Source organism: Agreia sp. Leaf244 (assembly GCF_001422695.1).
In the GTDB taxonomy this organism is placed as follows: Bacteria; Actinomycetota; Actinomycetes; order Actinomycetales; family Microbacteriaceae; genus Agreia.
Window position 1 is genome coordinate 357,347 of record NZ_LMLX01000002.1, and the last position, 16,116, is coordinate 373,462.

The 16,116-nt window shown below is 61.7% G+C and carries 15 protein-coding genes; 5 read left to right on the forward strand and 10 right to left on the reverse strand.

All coding sequences use genetic code 11. The annotated features are described in order from the left end of the window. Positions 1–52: 52 nt before the first annotated feature. The 5 genes from ASF06_RS06585 to ASF06_RS06605 all read right to left on the reverse strand — a co-directional run bounded on the left by ASF06_RS06585 (position 53) and on the right by ASF06_RS06605 (position 4,597). A complete protein-coding gene (locus ASF06_RS06585) occupies positions 53–418 on the reverse strand; it encodes a DUF6804 family protein (protein WP_055778372.1) in 366 nt (121 codons plus the stop codon). Continuing rightward, a complete protein-coding gene (locus ASF06_RS06590; RefSeq protein WP_055778375.1) occupies positions 415–1,050 on the reverse strand; it encodes a copper resistance CopC family protein in 636 nt (211 codons plus the stop codon). The genes ASF06_RS06585 and ASF06_RS06590 overlap by 4 nt, the downstream gene beginning before the upstream one ends. After that, the gene (locus ASF06_RS06595; RefSeq protein ID WP_055778379.1) at positions 1,047–2,030 is read right to left on the reverse strand and encodes a cytochrome c oxidase assembly protein; all 984 of its coding nucleotides are present in this window, start codon (positions 2,028–2,030) and stop codon (positions 1,047–1,049) included. The genes ASF06_RS06590 and ASF06_RS06595 overlap by 4 nt, the downstream gene beginning before the upstream one ends. After that, on the reverse strand, positions 2,027–4,018 hold the full coding sequence (locus tag ASF06_RS06600) for a cytochrome c oxidase assembly protein (RefSeq protein ID WP_235500925.1): 1,992 nt from the start codon (positions 4,016–4,018) through the stop codon (positions 2,027–2,029). Before ASF06_RS06600 ends, ASF06_RS06595 begins: the two co-directional genes overlap by 4 nt. Before the next feature lie 171 nt (positions 4,019–4,189). Beyond that, positions 4,190–4,597 carry a hypothetical protein gene (locus ASF06_RS06605; RefSeq protein WP_055778381.1) on the reverse strand — a complete coding sequence of 136 codons (408 nt, stop codon included), beginning with the start codon at positions 4,595–4,597 and terminating at the stop codon, positions 4,190–4,192. 104 nt (positions 4,598–4,701) lie between these two features. Here ASF06_RS06605 and lnt point away from each other — a divergent pair, with 104 nt between their 5' ends. Then, a complete protein-coding gene (lnt, locus tag ASF06_RS06610; RefSeq protein ID WP_082500751.1) occupies positions 4,702–6,225 on the forward strand; it encodes an apolipoprotein N-acyltransferase in 1,524 nt (507 codons plus the stop codon). On the opposite strand, the gene ASF06_RS19120 is transcribed toward lnt, so the two are convergent. After that, positions 6,203–6,523 (reverse strand): ArsR/SmtB family transcription factor, encoded by a 321-nt coding sequence (locus ASF06_RS19120; RefSeq protein WP_082500752.1) that lies wholly within the window; start codon positions 6,521–6,523, stop codon positions 6,203–6,205. The genes lnt and ASF06_RS19120 overlap by 23 nt on opposite strands. 71 nt (positions 6,524–6,594) lie before the next feature. Here ASF06_RS19120 and ASF06_RS06620 point away from each other — a divergent pair, with 71 nt between their 5' ends. Beyond that, on the forward strand, positions 6,595–7,512 hold the full coding sequence (locus tag ASF06_RS06620) for a cation diffusion facilitator family transporter (RefSeq protein ID WP_055944863.1): 918 nt from the start codon (positions 6,595–6,597) through the stop codon (positions 7,510–7,512). 4 nt (positions 7,513–7,516) lie between these two features. Here the strand turns inward: ASF06_RS06620 and ASF06_RS06625 are convergent, their stop codons facing one another. The 4 genes from ASF06_RS06625 to ASF06_RS19680 are packed head-to-tail and all read right to left on the reverse strand — an operon-like array spanning position 7,517 to position 10,191. After that, positions 7,517–8,242 carry a cytochrome c biogenesis CcdA family protein gene (locus ASF06_RS06625; protein ID WP_055946229.1) on the reverse strand — a complete coding sequence of 242 codons (726 nt, stop codon included), beginning with the start codon at positions 8,240–8,242 and terminating at the stop codon, positions 7,517–7,519. Next, on the reverse strand, positions 8,242–8,790 hold the full coding sequence (locus tag ASF06_RS06630; protein WP_235500926.1) for a TlpA disulfide reductase family protein: 549 nt from the start codon (positions 8,788–8,790) through the stop codon (positions 8,242–8,244). Before ASF06_RS06630 ends, ASF06_RS06625 begins: the two co-directional genes overlap by 1 nt. Positions 8,791–8,821: 31 nt before the next feature. Beyond that, complete coding sequence (locus tag ASF06_RS06635) at positions 8,822–9,526, reverse strand: DsbA family protein (RefSeq protein WP_156351701.1); 705 nt, start codon at positions 9,524–9,526, stop codon at positions 8,822–8,824. Between the two features lie 14 nt (positions 9,527–9,540). Next, complete coding sequence (locus ASF06_RS19680) at positions 9,541–10,191, reverse strand: M23 family metallopeptidase (protein ID WP_235480575.1); 651 nt, start codon at positions 10,189–10,191, stop codon at positions 9,541–9,543. Between the two features lie 1,324 nt (positions 10,192–11,515). Between ASF06_RS19680 and ASF06_RS06645 the strand changes: the two genes are divergently transcribed. From ASF06_RS06645 to ASF06_RS06655, 3 genes are all read left to right on the forward strand, one after another. Continuing rightward, a complete protein-coding gene (locus ASF06_RS06645) occupies positions 11,516–12,004 on the forward strand; it encodes a hypothetical protein (RefSeq protein WP_156351702.1) in 489 nt (162 codons plus the stop codon). A gap of 416 nt (positions 12,005–12,420) precedes the next feature. After that, entirely contained in the window at positions 12,421–12,687 is a 267-nt protein-coding gene (locus tag ASF06_RS20185) for a DUF6504 family protein (RefSeq protein ID WP_442853829.1), read from the forward strand. Continuing rightward, complete coding sequence (locus tag ASF06_RS06655) at positions 12,684–16,070, forward strand: DNA polymerase III subunit alpha (RefSeq protein ID WP_055778404.1); 3,387 nt, start codon at positions 12,684–12,686, stop codon at positions 16,068–16,070. Before ASF06_RS20185 ends, ASF06_RS06655 begins: the two co-directional genes overlap by 4 nt. Positions 16,071–16,116 lie beyond the last annotated feature (46 nt).

Consider the following 16,116-nt stretch of genomic DNA (forward strand, 5'->3'; position numbering starts at 1 on the left):
GGTTTCAGTCAAGGCGGCAACGGATGAAGGAACGACGAACGATCACCGATCGTTAGCTCACGGAACGTTTTGCGGCCATCTCTTTATCGTCTGGGCTGCGTAAGCAGATGCCCACTACGAGGAATGCGGCGGATCCGAGGAATATCAGCAGTTGCCATGTTTGGTCGGTGAAGCTCAGCGGCCACGCCGGGTTCCAGAGGACGGCAAGCGGGAGAACCGGCAGAGCCCACCACCATTTGCGGTACTGGACGCTGATGACGGCGAAGATGAGCGCAAGGACGCTGACGACGTAGCGCACATAGAGGTAGTAGTCGGTCCCAATCAGGGCGAGGGCGACCAGGAGACAGAGAGCGCCCAGGATGGCAGGAGGCAGGCCCGGGCGGATGACGGGGATGCGTTTTTGCTGTGTCCGTTTCATCGGGTTGGTTTTTCGTCTTGGCGGCGACGTCCACGGACGGAAACGACGATCGCGATGGCGACGACGATGAGGACCACAACTATTCCGCCCAGGAGCGCCACGGGGAAGATGCGTGCGTACACGTCATCGCTGTCCAGGGGAACGTCTGCTGGTGCCGCCGTTGACGTTGACGTTGAGGTCGCCGGGGTGGGTGATGGTGTCGATGTTTCCTGCGGTGTTGTTGTGGCCGGGAGGGGCGCGGGTTCGACCGTGTACGTGTAGGCATATTGGCCGGAAATCGGGTGTCCATCGACGGACACTGTTTGCCACAACACCTGGTAACTGCCTGCGGTGGTCGGGGTGATCGATTTGGTCAGAGTGGCACCCTCGACAACGACATTGCCGGTAGAGATATCGGTTCCGGCAGGGTCAAGGACCGCGATGGCGATGCCCGCATCGAAGCCCGCCAAGGGGGCTTCGTTGAAGTTCAGCTGCACCTGGTCGATGGCTGTTGCGACAGTCTCGTCAGCGGCGGGGGTGGATGAGGCTAAGGCGTCGTGCGCTGTCGCGGTCGGGGCCGCGCCGAAGAGCACGGCGACGATCGTGAGGGCGACGAGGGCGGCGCTGTAGCGGATGCTTGTGCGGGTTTTCATGGGGTTTCTTTCGTCGTGCGTGAGCGGGTGGCGCGTTGGTTGAGGTGTGTGAGGTAGTCGTTGTAGGCGTCGAGGTCGGCGTTGCCGTGTCTGTCGTGTCGCCTGTCGGCGGCTGTGGCGCGGGTTGTGTCGTCCCGATGCCACCGGGTTAGGAGAACGAGAACAATGATGAGTGTGGGCAGTTCTCCGTAGGACCAGGCGAGGCCCCCGGCGATGAGCTGGTCTTGAATCGGGTCTATTCCCCAAGACGAGGGCGGGGTGGCGAAGTAGGTGACGAGCGGAATTGTGGCGGTCATAACGATGACTCCGAAGAATGCGTGCAGGGGCATTTCGGCGAACAGGTCGAGGAGTCGACCAAGGTGCGATTGGCGGGCGGGGAGAGGGTCGGCCGAGATGAGGGGAATGGTGAAAAGGATTCCGCTGGCCAGGAATAGCAGTTCTAATCCGACGTGTCCGCTCCAACTCTCAAGCAGCGTGCTGGCAATTCCGCTGAGGTACAAACCGTAGAAGGTGAACAGGAACAGAGGGATCATGACCGCCGGGTGCAGGATCAACCGAGCCCCGCGAGAGCGCAATCCCATAAGCGCGGCACGTTGGATGAGGATGCCAACGCCTCGGTGAGGAATGGTCTTGAGCAGCAGGGTTCCGGGCGATCCGAGGACGAGCAGCGGAGGGATAGCCATCATCAGGGTGAGCTGCTGGAACATGAACACAGAGAACAGGCGGTAGCCGTACCCTTCGAGGCCAGCGCCCATCGTGACTATCAGAATGCTGCAGCCGGAGAGGAAACAGATGGTGCGGGTCACAGACCAGCGTCGGCCCGTCGCCCAGAGTCGAAGGGCCCCGCAGCTGTAGGCAACGAACAGCACTATTCCGATGGCGGGAAGAAGGGGGATCGGTTGCACATTGGGGGCCAGGAACTCACTGAGATCAGGAGCTTGGGTCGGTACCCAGACGGGGCCGCTCGGGTCGCCGGTCATCGCGTTGGTTTGCGGTGTTGGAGGGATTCCAGCATGGCGTTGTATTCGCTCAGATCTTTGTCGCCGGTTCGATCAGCGTTCCGATCCAGGCGTTTGGTTTCGCGGGCGTCGGAACGCGACCACAACGTGACCATGGTGATCGCCAACACGAGGGTGGGGATTTCACCGACACTCCAGGCGACGCCGCCGGCAGCCTGTTGATCGGCGAGGGGGTTGGTTGTCCACCCTTCGGTGATGACGCCGTACCAGGCGGGAAGGAACAGGTCCGTGGACGTGATGATGCTGAGCCCAAAGAACGCGTGGGAGGCCATGACCACGAGGAGCGTGACCAGCCGCAGCGGATAAGGGAACCGGTACGGGAGCGGGTCGGTTCCGATCATTGTCAACGCAAAGAGATACCCGACGATGAGGAAGTGGGCGATCATCCACTGGTGCCCGACCGGGTCCTCGAGTGACCACCCGAACAATGGCGTGAAGTAGAAGATGATCGTCGACCCGACGAACAGCACAGCGACGACCACAGGGTGCGTCAGGACAGCTGTGAGACGAAGACGGGTGAGGTCGAGAAGCCACTCTCGCATGCCTCGGCTGCCATCTTTGCGCGGGTAAATGGCACGCAGGGCCAGCGTCACAGGCGAGCCGAGGACGAGAAAGATCGGCACGATCATGCCGAGGGTCATGTGCTCCAGCATGTGCTGGCTGAACAAGTACGTCCCGTATACGGCTGGGGCACCATTGGTGACGTAAATGAGAATGACGAGGCCGATAATCCACGAGATCGTGCGACTCGCAGGCCATCGGTCTCCGCGTCGACGAAGTCGAGAAACGGCGGCGAGGTAGAGCACGATTCCGAACACGGCACCGATTGCCCAGATCGGGTCGATCGTCCAGGTGTCGAAGAATCGTGCCACGGTGAGCGGTACCGGCAGGGGCTGACCCGTCAGAATTTCGGATCTGCTGACGGCGATCGTTTCACTGATGGGTGGCGGCGTCCTGGCGAGAACCACTGCAGTGCCGGACGCCACACCCATCAGCACCAGTTCCGACATCACCAACCAGGCGAGGGTGCGGAAAATCCGAGGAGCGGTCTCGATACTGCGGATCAGGATCCGCCTATTGACTGCGCCCGCCGCACCCAACGCGAGGAGAACCGCAACCTTGATCAGCAGGATCCTTCCGTAGTCGGTCGTCCACAGTTGCGAGACCTGGTCGAATCGGATGACGGTCGAGATCAGCCCGGATGCGGCGACCAGTACGAAACTGATCAACGCGACACTCGAGTACCGACGGAGCAGGACTACGGCCTCGCTGCGTTGTGTTCTCGCGAGCAGGATGGTCGTCACGACGAGCCCACCCACCCAGGTGGCCGCGGCTGCCGAATGCAGCCAGAGTGCAGAAGACGCGGCGGAGTGGCTGCCGGCGCCGGCAGCATGGCCCTGCAGAGCGAGGGGGATCAGCGAGGCGAACGCGATGATCGTTGCGATAGCGACGAGCCAGGGGGCGCGTGTCGCGAAACAGAGCACAGCCAGGATGGCCCCAGCCAGAGTGGTGCTCAGCCACGCTTGGCCGATCGTGACGGTGGTCAAGAATTGACCGAAACTTGCAGGGAAGATTTCCGCGGACACCGGCCCGGCGAGCGAGAAGTACGCCAGAACCGATGCGGCGAAAGATAGCACGGCCCACACACAGGCGGCGCCTGCAGCGAGGTCCAAGGATGTGTTGTAGGCCGGTTTGCCGATAGGGAGAGCGAAGCAGGCCAGAACCAGGGCGCCGATAACGACCCCGGAGGCCAGGTTGATCAGGCTTTTGACTATGGGCAGTCCGACATCAACGATAGGCCCCGCGTCGATGAGGAGGGCCGGTTGTCGAGACCACGCGGTGATGGCCAGGGTGCTGGCGACAACGAGTGTGCTGACCAGTAGCAACGCGGGAGCGCCGATCAGACGAATACGGCTAGATCGCTGTGGTGTCCCGCTCTTCCCGCTCACGTTAGGTCCCGCTCGCGGGTCGGTCCAGCGGTTGGGTGGAAGAAATCGGCGAAAACGTCGTAAGTATTCGCATGCATGTGGTACTCCGACTCAAGGTGGACCTCAGCCATATTGAGGCTGAGATCATCGACAGGTGGGCGGCAACGAGGTCGCCGAACTTACCCGTCGTGCTCAGATTCGGGCTATACCGAGCTGCGTCAGCTCGAGGACTCGAGCCGTTGAGTCGTCCACACCCCGCAGGGTTCCTACTGCACCCTTCAGCTGCGTCGCGACTCGGGACAAGTCGTCGTTCCGTCGGATGGCGACGAACAAGAAGGCAACGCCCAAGGCGACGATAAGAGCCGCACAGCCCGACAGCAGATCAACAACTTGTTGCACCACCCCATCACCGGATGGATCGTCCGGCACGACATGGACACGGTCGATCTCAGCCGCCTCAGAAACGGCTGAAGCGGCGGGCAGGCTGGAGATGGAATCTGTCAGGTGGCCGAACAAAAGAGCGGCAACCCCGGACAAGACGACCGTTCCCACGATCAGAATCCAACGAATGCGACGCAGGTCACGGGATGCGGTCAGCATGATGGCGACCTCTCAATCCCCGGGCTCGGAAGAATTAGAGTATCAATCCCCACGGTCCCAGGTGGACGGTGATCTCTCGGACTTCCCCATTACGGTCAACGTCCATGCTACCCACCGTCCGTCGACCCTTCCCGCTGCTTGCGGCAGTGCTGAGCGCTGTGCTCGCGGGGCCCCTGATGGATGCGGGCTTCCCAGACCTGAATGTGTGGCCTCTCACACTTGTGGGGGTGGGGGTGTTGCTAGCGGCATTGCAGGGGCAGAGCGTCAGAGGGGGTGCCCTTATCGGCTTTACTGCCGGCATCTCGTTCTACCTGACCCATATCGCATGGGTGGGGCAGTATTTGGGGCCTGTGCCTTGGCTGGCGCTGACGGTGACCGAGTCGCTGTTCTGGGCGTTCTTTGGTGGTCTGGCTGCGGCGACGTACCGGCACGTGCCTCGTGCCTGGCCAGGGCGATGGGCGCGATTGGTCCTGGTGCCGACCGTTGTTGCGGGCCTCTGGGTGGGCCGGGAAGAAGTCGCGGGGTCATGGCCGTACGGCGGATTCTCGTGGGGTCGGGTTGCCATGTCGCAGTCCGGGGGTCCGTTCGCGGACGTCGTGTCGTGGACCGGAATGGCAGGCCTGTCGTTCCTGCTGGTGTTGCTCGTCGCCGGCGCCGTGTCGGGTATTCGTGAACGGGAGCGAGTCGCGCCCGTCGCCACTGTCCTGTTGGCCGCGGCAACGGTTCTTCTTCTTGTTCCGGTGTTTCCTGTCCAGGTCGTAGGGTCGTTCCGGATCGCCGCGGTTCAAGGGAATGGGCCCGCCGGATACTTCTCGGAACGCAGCTCAGGTGACCTCCTGAAGGCACAACTGGACGCCAGTTCTGGCCTGGAGGCGAAAGACCTGGATGCGATCGTGTGGCCCGAGAATGCGAGCGAGTTCGATCCGTTCTCGACGGCGACAGAAAAGAACAGGGTGGCGATGATCGCGAAGCGCCTGGGGGCACCGCTCACCCTCGGAACGATCACTCAGCGAAACGGACGCTACTTCAACTCCACCGTGGCTGTCGATCCCGACCGGGGAATCGTCGACGTCTACGACAAGAAGCATCCCGTACCGTTCGGCGAGTATGTTCCCGACCGAGGATTCTGGGAGAAGCTGGCGCCCGATCTCATCGGCATGATCCAACGCGAGTATGTCCCCGGACAACGCGATGGAATCCTCGACTTAGGTCCCATTGCCGCGGGATCGGCGATCTGTTTTGACATCACTGACGATCGGGTGATGCGCGAGTTGATCGACGACGGGGCAGAACTGATCCTGGCTCAGTCCAACAATGCCGATTTTGGCCGCACCGACGAAAGCGTGCAGCAGCTGGCCATCGCGAGGTTGCGCGCCATCGAATACGGGCGCACCGTCGTGAATATTTCTACTGTCGGAACAAGCGCCATCATCAGTCCCACAGGTGCGACGATCGCCGAGCTGAAACCGTTCACCGCCGGCACGATGATCGAGACCGTCCAAACCGCGAACGGCATCACTCCTGCCGCTCAGATCGGACGCGGGCTCGCCGTGGTCCTCAGTATCGCGCCTCTGCTCATTCTTGTGACCGCCCGGGCGACGACGGTTAGGCGGTTTTCTCGGTCATAACATGCTCGGGATCCGTGACGAGAACAACTCCGAGCAGATCGGTGAGTGCGTGTGCCAGTTTGGAATCGGCGAGCTCGTAGCGGACCCGACGCCCCTCAGGAACAACGACGACGAGACCACATCCGCGCAGGCAAGCGAGATGGTTCGACATCCGTTGGCGGGTAACGTCCAGGAGATCTGACAGTTCCGCCGGGTATGCCGGGCCTGCAGAGAGCTCCACCAAAATGCGCGATCGCAGCGGGTCTGAGAGGGCATGGCCGAAGCGGGCCAACGCATCGACGGCGGTGAGAGTCTCCATACCGGAATGATATCCGTTATCAACTATCACCCAAGCCCCTGACGGTTCACTGAAATGTGTACCATCCTCGTATGGGAAACGATCATTCGCACGCACCGGCCGGGGCCGTGCACACACGCCGCATCGCCATCGCCCTCGTCATCACCGCGACGATCTTTGGCGCCGAGGTCTTCGGCGCGATCATCACCGGAAGTCTTGCGCTGCTCATCGACGCAGCACATATGTTGACCGACGTGTTCGGGCTCACCATGGCCTTGGTCGCGGCGCGTCTGATGAGCAGGCCGACATCAGCGAAGCGAACGTGGGGTTTTGCGCGGGCGGAGGTCCTCGCTGCGCTAGGCCAGGCAACGGTGTTGCTGGCCGTCGGATTGTTTGTGTTCGTTGAGGGTATCCAGCGGTTGTTTGCTCCACCCGAGATCGCGTCAGGCGAGCTGATCATCTTCGGCATCATCGGCCTGGTCGCGAATGTCGCATCGATCGCTGTTCTCGCAGGAGGGCGGTCGGCGAACTTTAACCTTCGTGCTGCGTTCCTCGAGGTCGTCAACGACGCTCTGGGATCGGTTGCGGTCATCATCAGCGCCGTTGTCATCAGTCTCACCGGGTTCTACCGAGCCGACTCGATCGTGGCGATGCTGATCGGTGCCCTGATCATTCCGCGCACGCTGAAACTGCTCAAAGAAACAATCAGTGTCCTGCTGGAGACAACCCCGGCGGCTCTCGACCTCGATGATGTTCGGGCACATATTTTGGGCCTTCCGCAAGTAATCGCGGTGCATGATCTTCATGCCAGCCAGGTCGCGACGAACCTTCCCGTGATCAGCGCCCACGTTGTCGTTGATGAGAAGTGTTTCCGTGATGGAACCGCGCCGGCCGTTCTGGACGATCTTCAGAAATGTGTAGCGACGCACTTCCCTGTCTCGATCGAACACTCGACCTTCCAGCTGGAACCGGCCAGCCATGCCGAGCACGAGGATGCCGTCCACACCTGACCGATCAGATGGGGGTGACGTACCCACCGATCCATCCTTGGATTTGGTAGATGAACGCCGTCCAGAGACCGCTCACCATAAGAATTCCGAGCGCAACCATGAGGACTCCGCCTGCCACGTTCAAGGGTCGTAGGTAGCGTTTGAGCCATTCGTTGGCGCGAAGGGCGAAGCTGAAACCCCACGCTATGAGCAGGAACGGGATGCCGAGACCTAGGCAGTAGGCAAGGCCGAGTATGGCTCCTCGCGTCGCGGAGGCACTCTCCAGGCTGAGTGCAGAAATGGCGACGAGTGTGGGGCCGAAGCAGGGAGTCCACCCCAGCCCGAATACGATTCCGAGAAGTGGTGCGCCGCCGAGCCCGATGGCAGGACGGAAAGGGAGGCGGGCGTTTTTTTGCAGGCCGGGGATGTAGCCGGCGAACACGATTCCCATCAAGATGACCGCGATTCCGAGGATCCGAGTTATGGTGTCCTGCCATTGGACCAGCCATGTTCCGAGAGCTCCGAACAGAGCCCCGTAGGCGATGAAGACGACGGCAAATCCCACGACAAAGAGCGCAGCTCCCACTACGGCACGAGATCGAGAGCGAGCTTCGTCGGCCGACCCGCTGACGTACGCGAGATATCCCGGGACAAGGGGGAGAACGCATGGGGACGCGAACGATACCAGTCCGGCAAGCGCGGCCAGGGGAACGGCGGCTGCGAGCTGGCCGCTGAAGACGAGTTCGGGGATCACGCCTGTTCCTGAAGAACACCGTCGATGAGGGATTCGAGAATCGACACCTCTAGGACACGTCCCAGAATGCGTGCGGCGACGCGGCCTTCACGATCAAGGATCAGTGTCGTCGGTACCGCATTCGGTGCAACGTCGCCGGCAAAGCTGAGTTGCGCATCACCATTGATGTCGATGATGGACGGGTAGGACACCCCGAACGTGGCCGAGAACTCCTTGGCTGTTGCTGCTTGGTCGCGCACGTTGACGCCGAGGAACTCGACGCCCTGGTCTTTCACTTTTTGGTACGTGTCTTCGAGGTCTGGTGCTTCCAGCCTGCAGGGCGCACAAGCGGCGTACCAAAAATTTACGACCAAGACATCGCCGGTGTAGCCGGCAGAGGTGATCGGCTCTCCGTTCTCGCCGGTTCCCGAGAACACGATCGGTTCACCTCGTTCGTCTTCTTGTATCTCGAGAACGGACCCGTCGCCCGCGATGTAGCCCTTGTTATCACCCGCTGTGTACTGGTCGGCAAGGGAATCGTTACTGCAGGCGGTCAGCAAACTCAAAGCCAGAACAAGGCCAAGAGTTGCCGAGGCTCTACTTCGCCAACGCGGCATCGAGCTGAGCTTTGAAGTCGTCGATGGACTCAATCGTCATCTGCTCACCGTTGAGGAAAAAGCTCGGGGTCCCTTCCACTCCGAGAGCAACACCATCATTGAAATCGAGTTGCACCCTTTCGGTGGTGGCGGGGTCCGCGATCGCGGCGTCGTACTTCGCCATGTCTAAACCCAACGTTTCGGCATAGCTGCGGAACAGTTCCGTTTTGGGCTCTTGGCTCTCGCCCCACGTCTTCTGGGTTTCGAACATCATGCGGTACATCTCTTCGAACTTTCCCTGCTGCGCGGCAGCTTCGACGGCGATCGCAGCGTTGCGTGAGTTCTGATGCGCCGGGATTGGGAAGTAGCGGGTCACGAAGGTGATTCGACCGTCGTATTCCTCACGAAGCTGCTCCACGTAGGGGTAGAAGGCGCCGCAAGCCTCGCACTCGAAGTCAAGAAACTCGACCAGAGTGACCTTTCCGTCCTCCGCCGTATCCAGAATGTGGCTGTTCTCTCTCACCACCTGGGTCTCCGCGCTTGAGGCGGTGCGCTGGTTGACGGAGGAGGTGACACTGACGGCGATGATGGAGACCAAGGCGGCGACGAGCACAAACACCCCACCCCAGATGGCAATTTTGGTTCGCCCTCGCATCGCACGGTCACGAGGTGGAGTCGGCGGTGATTTCTTCGGGTTCTGTGTCATGGGGATCTTCTCGTTTAGTTTCTGCTGCTGATGAACGCGTACGGATCAACGGGCGTCGACCCGACGTGGATCTCAAGATGCGTGTGAGCGCCCGTGGAGACCCCTGTGTTGCCGACGGATCCGATCTGCTGGCCTGCTACAACAACTTGACCCTCCTCGACGGTGGGTGAACCGGTGAGCATGTGCCCGTACCAGCTGCTGACGTTCTGCCCATCGATGACGTGATCGATAACGACATGAACCCCCAGCCCGCCTTGATCAGTGGCCTGGACAAGTCGAACGACCCCATCGGCGACCGCGCTGATCGGTGCCCCCTCACCCGGGGTGAAGTCGACCCCTTTATGGTCCGTACTTCCAATGCCTCCAGGCGACGAGCGAGGACCGAAGTAATCACTGATCGGCACCCCCACCGGGAAAGGCCACTGCACCGAGGAGCTCGGATTGTTGATGAACGTATCCGCCACGGATATACCCGCAGCGACAGCCTGTTTCTTCGCTTCCGTGACCGTATATCCATCGCGCGTCGCTGAAGGGCCCGTAACAGACGGAGAGGCGGCCATCGCTTGAGAAGACTGGATGGCTTCGAGCGGCGCCGCCACAACAGATGGGCGCGGGATAGTCGTGGCAAGAGACGTACCCACGACAAGAAGAGCTGCTAGCGTCATCGCGACCACTGCGCGACCTCGGCGCATTCGCGCAGGCGGCGATACCTGTCGCGGAACAGATGACGAAGCCGCCCCGTGATCCACCGGGACATCGCGTGCTGGTTTTGACTTTGACGAAGGAGCCGACTTCACATCCTCGGATGAAATCACAGCACTTCCAGGACTCACCTCCTCTGGCACCGCGCCCGAGAGCCGCACAGCGGAACGTTCGAGACTGAGAGCCTCCCGACGGGTTCGGGCGGGAGCGGGAGGCGCCTTGGGCGCTGGAACGAGCATGTCGTCTAAGGGCTGGGCGCCCCCGAGCCGCTCAAAGTGACGGAGTTGACGCCGGGTAAGGCTCGACGGGTGTTCTGTATTTTCCAATTGGTTTGCTTCCACGCGTAACATCCGGCTCGAGAGCCAGAGGCCGACACAGAGACGTCCACAGAGGACGCGCAGAGTAACTGTGACGGGATCCAACAACATGACGGGCGGCATACAGGCCGCTTCCGGGCATGGTCAGACGCGTGAAACGCTCAGCTGATCGAGGGTAAAAGCCACAGGGCGAATCGAGCACGGTCGAGGCAGCCGACCCAACAGCAACGGCCGTATGCGCTGCCCTGCACCGCGAACCACTCGCAAAAACCGCGCGAGTCGGGCGAAAGCGATGGCACCAAGCGCACAGACAAGCCCCATGGCGGCGCACAACAATAGCTCGCCGACTGTGACGGGAGGTTGCTCCGTTGAGGAAATCGTCGCCGAACCCGTGTCGTTCACATCGAACGAGGCAGCTGACATTGCAGCGGCCGGCTGCGGGATCGTCCCCGTTCGTGCATCGAAAGCATGCATAGAGAGGAGCGTCAGAACCAAGGCAAGGCAGCCCACCAGGACCACAAGTAGAGGACGACGCCGGGATCGTGAATGAACCACGCTCCCACCACCTTTCCTTATGCCGCCGTCGCTCTTCCACGACACAAGCTCTCATAGTACAGAATTGCTTGAACCCACGACTGGGAGATGCGTTATAAATTCGACGCGCCAATTATCGATCACAGAACACCGCCGTTTACCGATCAAGTTCACACTCTTCCAACGGACTACCTTCGGCGACGCGGACCCCCAGACCGGTATTGGCAAGGGAAAGCTCCGGGTAGCCCTGAGCTTGTCGCGGAGCCCTTCCTAGCCTCGTTCCGACTCCTGAGGCGCGGCTGGTCGTTGTTCGACCGCCGCTGGGAGGCATCGTAGTTGCTGCTGAGACCCCGGCCGGAACTGGCAGTCAGAAACGGTCGTTTATGGTCTGAGTGCCCTCCTGGTCGTGTGAACTCTGCTCATCTACCCTGGGTTTGTGACTGCGCCCAAGACTCCGTCTTTCAGCCGAACTTTCACCTTCGGCACCCCGTCGTACGACCATGTGAAAGTCCTCGTACGTCAGTTGAAAGACCTCGGCTACTACCCCAGCTCTCTAATCCCGCAAACGATTAACGGCTCGCCTGGGCCCGTTCACGCGATGGCGACCTATGAAGGGATATCTAAGTACAACGACGACCGGTGGAGTCTCGATGTTGCCCTTTGGCCGATGAGGGACCCTCATCCCGATGAACCTTCAGACGAAATCGAGGCCGCCCTGATCCTGGCCAACCGAGCGCCTTCACCCCCATACGAGAGCAGTCTTACTGGCCTTGTGCCTGTAGGAACCAGCTCGATCATTACTTTCGCGAACTTGGTCAATGGCGCCGGGGGTATGTCACGCGGCCTCTTCCTCGATGCTGCGAACAAGGCCATCGTTTTCGTTAGAAGTCAAATAGTTGACCACAAGCACGACGCGCCGTTCTAGTAGGGAACCGAGCGAGTTAGAGTGATCTCTTCGAGTTCGCTCGGAGTCCTTGAAGGACGGTCCTCATGCCCTCCGCTATCGACCACGACACCGCACCGGTCTACGAGGCTTTCGCCCACCGTGACGGCCGGTGGTGGACATTCTCTATCCCTGAACTCAATTGCCCGTCACCAGTCGGAGGAGACGTCCGAATTGAAGCGATGGGTCAGGCGCGCACGTTAGGTGAGCTCCGCGGCGCTGCGAGGGAAGTCGCGGCCCTATGGCTTGACGTCGACGAGACAGCCGTAGAAGTCCGCGTACATCTCCGACGTAAATCGTCCCAACGGTGACGACACGCCGTTCCAGATTGTGGTGTCGGAGGTCCTGACCTAGATTCGAACACACGTTCGAATAATGGCGGTGGTGTGGTGGCGTTGGTGAGTGTAGCGACGACCGGTGACGGCACCCCAGCGTCGCTGGTCTGGGACGGCGAGACATTCGTGGTGATCCGCAAACCCCAGCGGTGGATCGACCGCAACGCCTGGTGGGCGGGGCCAGTTCGCGCACCGCGAGGCTCTTCGGGAGGTTTGCTCGAGCGCCTGGTATATCGGGTTGAAGTGCAGAGTCCAGATGGCGCGATCTTGCTGGTCGACGTCTGCCACGGCGAGGGCGGTTGGGCGCTCGACCAGGTCTCGGGACGGTGACGTTCACGCATCTTCACGTGGCGTCGTCGTTCTCTGTTCACCATGGCACCCGTGGCCCCGCAGAGCTTGTGGAGCGCGCTGCAGAGGCTGGCGCACGGTCTGCGGCAATCACGGATCGGGACGGTCTCTACGGGGCGGTCCGGCACATCCGGCAGTGCATTGAGTCAGCCGTAAACCCGATTGTGGGTGTCGAGCTGCAGCTCGACGACGCGACGACGGACGCCCGCCCGTCGAGCGTCACGGTGCTCGCTCATGGGCACAATGACGGGGCCGGTTGGGCTGGTCTGTCGCGGTTGATCAGTGCCGCTCACTCCCCCAAGCGAGGCCGGCGCGTCCTGTCGGGCACGGCTAATAGGGCAGCCGCGATCCATGCTAGGCGTCTGCCGTCGTTCGTCTTCTCCGACGGACGCCCTGTCGCGACAGTCATGATCGGTGCCGACTCCGACGTCGGACGCGCCGTCGCCGCCCATGACAAGTCCGCGGCGTGGTCGAAACTGCAGGCATGGAAGCGTCTACTCCCGGGCGCTGTCGTCGTGGAGGTGGTGTGCCATTTCACGACGCCTGGGCACCCCCGCAGCGTCGAGCACGCGGCCGCAATGCTCGAGCTCGCCGACGCCGCCCTCGTGCCAGCCGTGCTGACGAACGAAGTTCGTTACGCGGTTCCCGATGACGCGCTCACCGGAGACGTACTCGACGCAGCGGGGCGCTTGCAACCGCTCGGGACCTTCACCCCACAACCGAACGGGCAGGCGTGGCTGAAACCTGAGTCCAAGATGCGCGCGATCGCGAAGGAGATCATCGAGTTCTCCACGCTCGACAGCCATGCCGGCAGAGACCTCCTGACGGCCACCGATGCGCTTGCTGAACGTTGCGTGCTGGATCCGGTGTCGGATGTGGCATGGCAGAAGCCGAAGGTGCCGGAGCTCACGGCGCTCGACATCACCGGGGATCCCGCTGAGGTTCTGTGGAGGAAGTGTCTGGCCGCCATCCCGGAGCGCTACCCGCACGCCCGCGACACCGCCCTCGAGGTGGTGCATGGCCGGTTAGCGGACGAGATGAAGAACATCATCGCGTTCGGGTTCTCGAGCTACTTCCTCACCGTCTCCGACGTGTCGGAGATGATGCGCCGGATGCGGATCCGCAACCAGGCTCGCGGCAGCGGTGCCGGCAGCCTGGTCGTGTATCTGTTGCGGATCTCGAACGTCGACCCGCTCGAGCACGACCTCCTGTTCGAACGGTTCCTCGGCAACAAACGCTCCACCCTGCCCGATATTGATATCGACATCGAATCGGCCCGCCGTCACGACGTGTACCGGGCGATTTTTGACCGGTACGGCGACCACCGCGTCACACTCCTGTCGATGCAGAACACGTACCGCGCTCGAGGGGCAGCGCGCGACGCTGGTCTCGCGCTGGGTCTCGACGAGCAGCAGATCGATTTCGTCGCGAACAACATTTGGCGCTTCGAAGCCCGAGACTTCCGCGCCGTCCTCGACGAGAAACCCGAGCTACAAGAGATCGCCGCGCTCGTCCGGAACGATTCGCGGATGGATCTGCTCGTCGACGTCGTTGGTCGACTCGATCGACTCCCTCGCCACATCTCGCAGCACCCCTGCGGTGTGATCCTCGGCGACAGCAACCTTCTCAGTTACACCCCCACCCAGCCGAGCGGTATCGGCCTGGCCATGAGCCAGTTCGACAAAGACGACATCGACGACGTCGGCTTTCTGAAGCTCGACGTCCTCGGCGTCCGCATGCAATCGACGCTCGCATACGCCGTGCGCGAGATAGAGAGGGTCAACGGGCCAGACGCCGCGGCCGCCGGCGGACTCCCGGTCGACGCGCCCTATGTCAGCCCGGGAGGGATCGTGAAGCTCGACGCGATCCCGCACGACGACGAACCGACGTTCGAAGCGATCCGCACTGCCCACACACTAGGCATGTTCCAGATCGAGAGCCCCGGCCAGCGCGAGCTCATCGGCAAGATGCAGCCCGACTGCTACGAAGACCTCATCGCCGACATCTCCCTGTTCCGGCCCGGGCCGATGAAGGGGAACATGGTCGCCCCGTTCATCGACACCAAACACGGGTTCCAGGATCCCGACTACCTGCACCCCAGCTTCAAACCGTTCCTCAAAGAAACATTCGGCGTCGTGCTCTATCACGAGCACATCCTCCGGATCTTCCACACCTGCATGGGGGTTTCGCTCGCCGAGGCGGACGAGCTGCGCCGGGCCATGGAGAAGCAAGCCGCGGGTATTGAAGAGTACTTCCGGCGGAAGACTCGAGCGAACGTCGACGAGCGTGGTCGGCGCCGCTTCATGGACGCCGACGTCGATCGGATCTGGAAAGTGCTGGCCGGGTTCGCGAGCTACGGCTTCTGCAAAGCCCACGGTGCCGCGTTCGCTCTGCCCACCTATCAGAGCGCCTGGCTGAAAACGCACTACCCAGTCGAGTTCCTCGCCGGCGTCTTCGAGCACGACCCCGGCATGTACGAACGTCGCCTTCTCATGGCCGAGGCGAGGCGCATGGGGGTCTCAATTCTGCAGCTCGACGTGAACGCGTCCACGGACGAATACCTTGTCGAGCGGACACCCGACGGCACAAAAGGAATCCGATACTCCCTAACCGACGTGCACGGCATCACCCAGCCCGAAAAAGACCGCATCCTCGCCGGCCAGCCCTACGAGAGCATCGTCGACTTCTACACCCGTGCGACCCCCTCGAGGCGACTCCTGGTCAGCCTGGCAACCGTCGGGGCGCTCGACAATCTAAGTGGCGGTGCAAGCCGCGGCGACGTGATCGCGTATGCCCGCCAACTCACGGCCAGGCGCAAGCCGAAGGCGGGCGAACACGAGAACCAGCTCGAGCTGTACACCGTCGACGACGTTCAGGTCGGCCACGCGGAGCCGACCGCGCAGGAACGGATCGGCGCGGAGCTCGACATCCTCTCGACCGAACTCAACGAGCACCTCATCGAGAGCTACCGGCCCCTGCTTGACTCACTCGGCGTCACCCCCGCCGCCGACCTGGTGTCACTGCCCAACAAGACCGAGGTCATCGTCGCCGGAGTGCGCGTAGCCACGCAGACCCCACCAATGCGGAGCGGCAAACGTGTGGTTTTTATCAGCCTTGACGACGGAACCGGATGTGCGGACACCACGTTCTTCGATGAGGCCCAACAACGATCGGGACCGCTGCTGTTCGGCACACGGCTTCTCCTAATCCGCGGACGCACTCGGCGTACAGGCGCTCGAGGCGTGAGCCTACAAGCAGAGGAAGCATTTGACTTGAGACAGGCATGGGAGGTGTTTGCGTCTGTGGCTGCCGGAAGTTTCAGAACCATCGGATCGAAAAGCGGCGATGCCGATCAGATGACTTAATCGGATGGGCGAAGCATTTCGGTACAGCTCACGGAGCGCAAACTGA

Excerpts from the sequence above, each read along its gene's own strand:
- ASF06_RS06585 (WP_055778372.1), bottom strand. The coding sequence starts at position 418 with ATGAAACGGACACAGCAAAAACGCATCCCCGTCATCCGCCCGGGCCTG.
- ASF06_RS06590 (WP_055778375.1), bottom strand. The coding sequence starts at position 1,050 with ATGAAAACCCGCACAAGCATCCGCTACAGCGCCGCCCTCGTCGCCCTC.
- ASF06_RS06595 (WP_055778379.1), bottom strand. The coding sequence starts at position 2,030 with ATGACCGGCGACCCGAGCGGCCCCGTCTGGGTACCGACCCAAGCTCCT.
- ASF06_RS06605 (WP_055778381.1), bottom strand. The coding sequence starts at position 4,597 with ATGCTGACCGCATCCCGTGACCTGCGTCGCATTCGTTGGATTCTGATC.
- lnt (WP_082500751.1), top strand. The coding sequence starts at position 4,702 with ATGCTACCCACCGTCCGTCGACCCTTCCCGCTGCTTGCGGCAGTGCTG.
- ASF06_RS19120 (WP_082500752.1), bottom strand. The coding sequence starts at position 6,523 with ATGGAGACTCTCACCGCCGTCGATGCGTTGGCCCGCTTCGGCCATGCC.
- ASF06_RS06620 (WP_055944863.1), top strand. The coding sequence starts at position 6,595 with ATGGGAAACGATCATTCGCACGCACCGGCCGGGGCCGTGCACACACGC.
- ASF06_RS06635 (WP_156351701.1), bottom strand. The coding sequence starts at position 9,526 with ATGACACAGAACCCGAAGAAATCACCGCCGACTCCACCTCGTGACCGT.
- ASF06_RS19680 (WP_235480575.1), bottom strand. The coding sequence starts at position 10,191 with ATGACGCTAGCAGCTCTTCTTGTCGTGGGTACGTCTCTTGCCACGACT.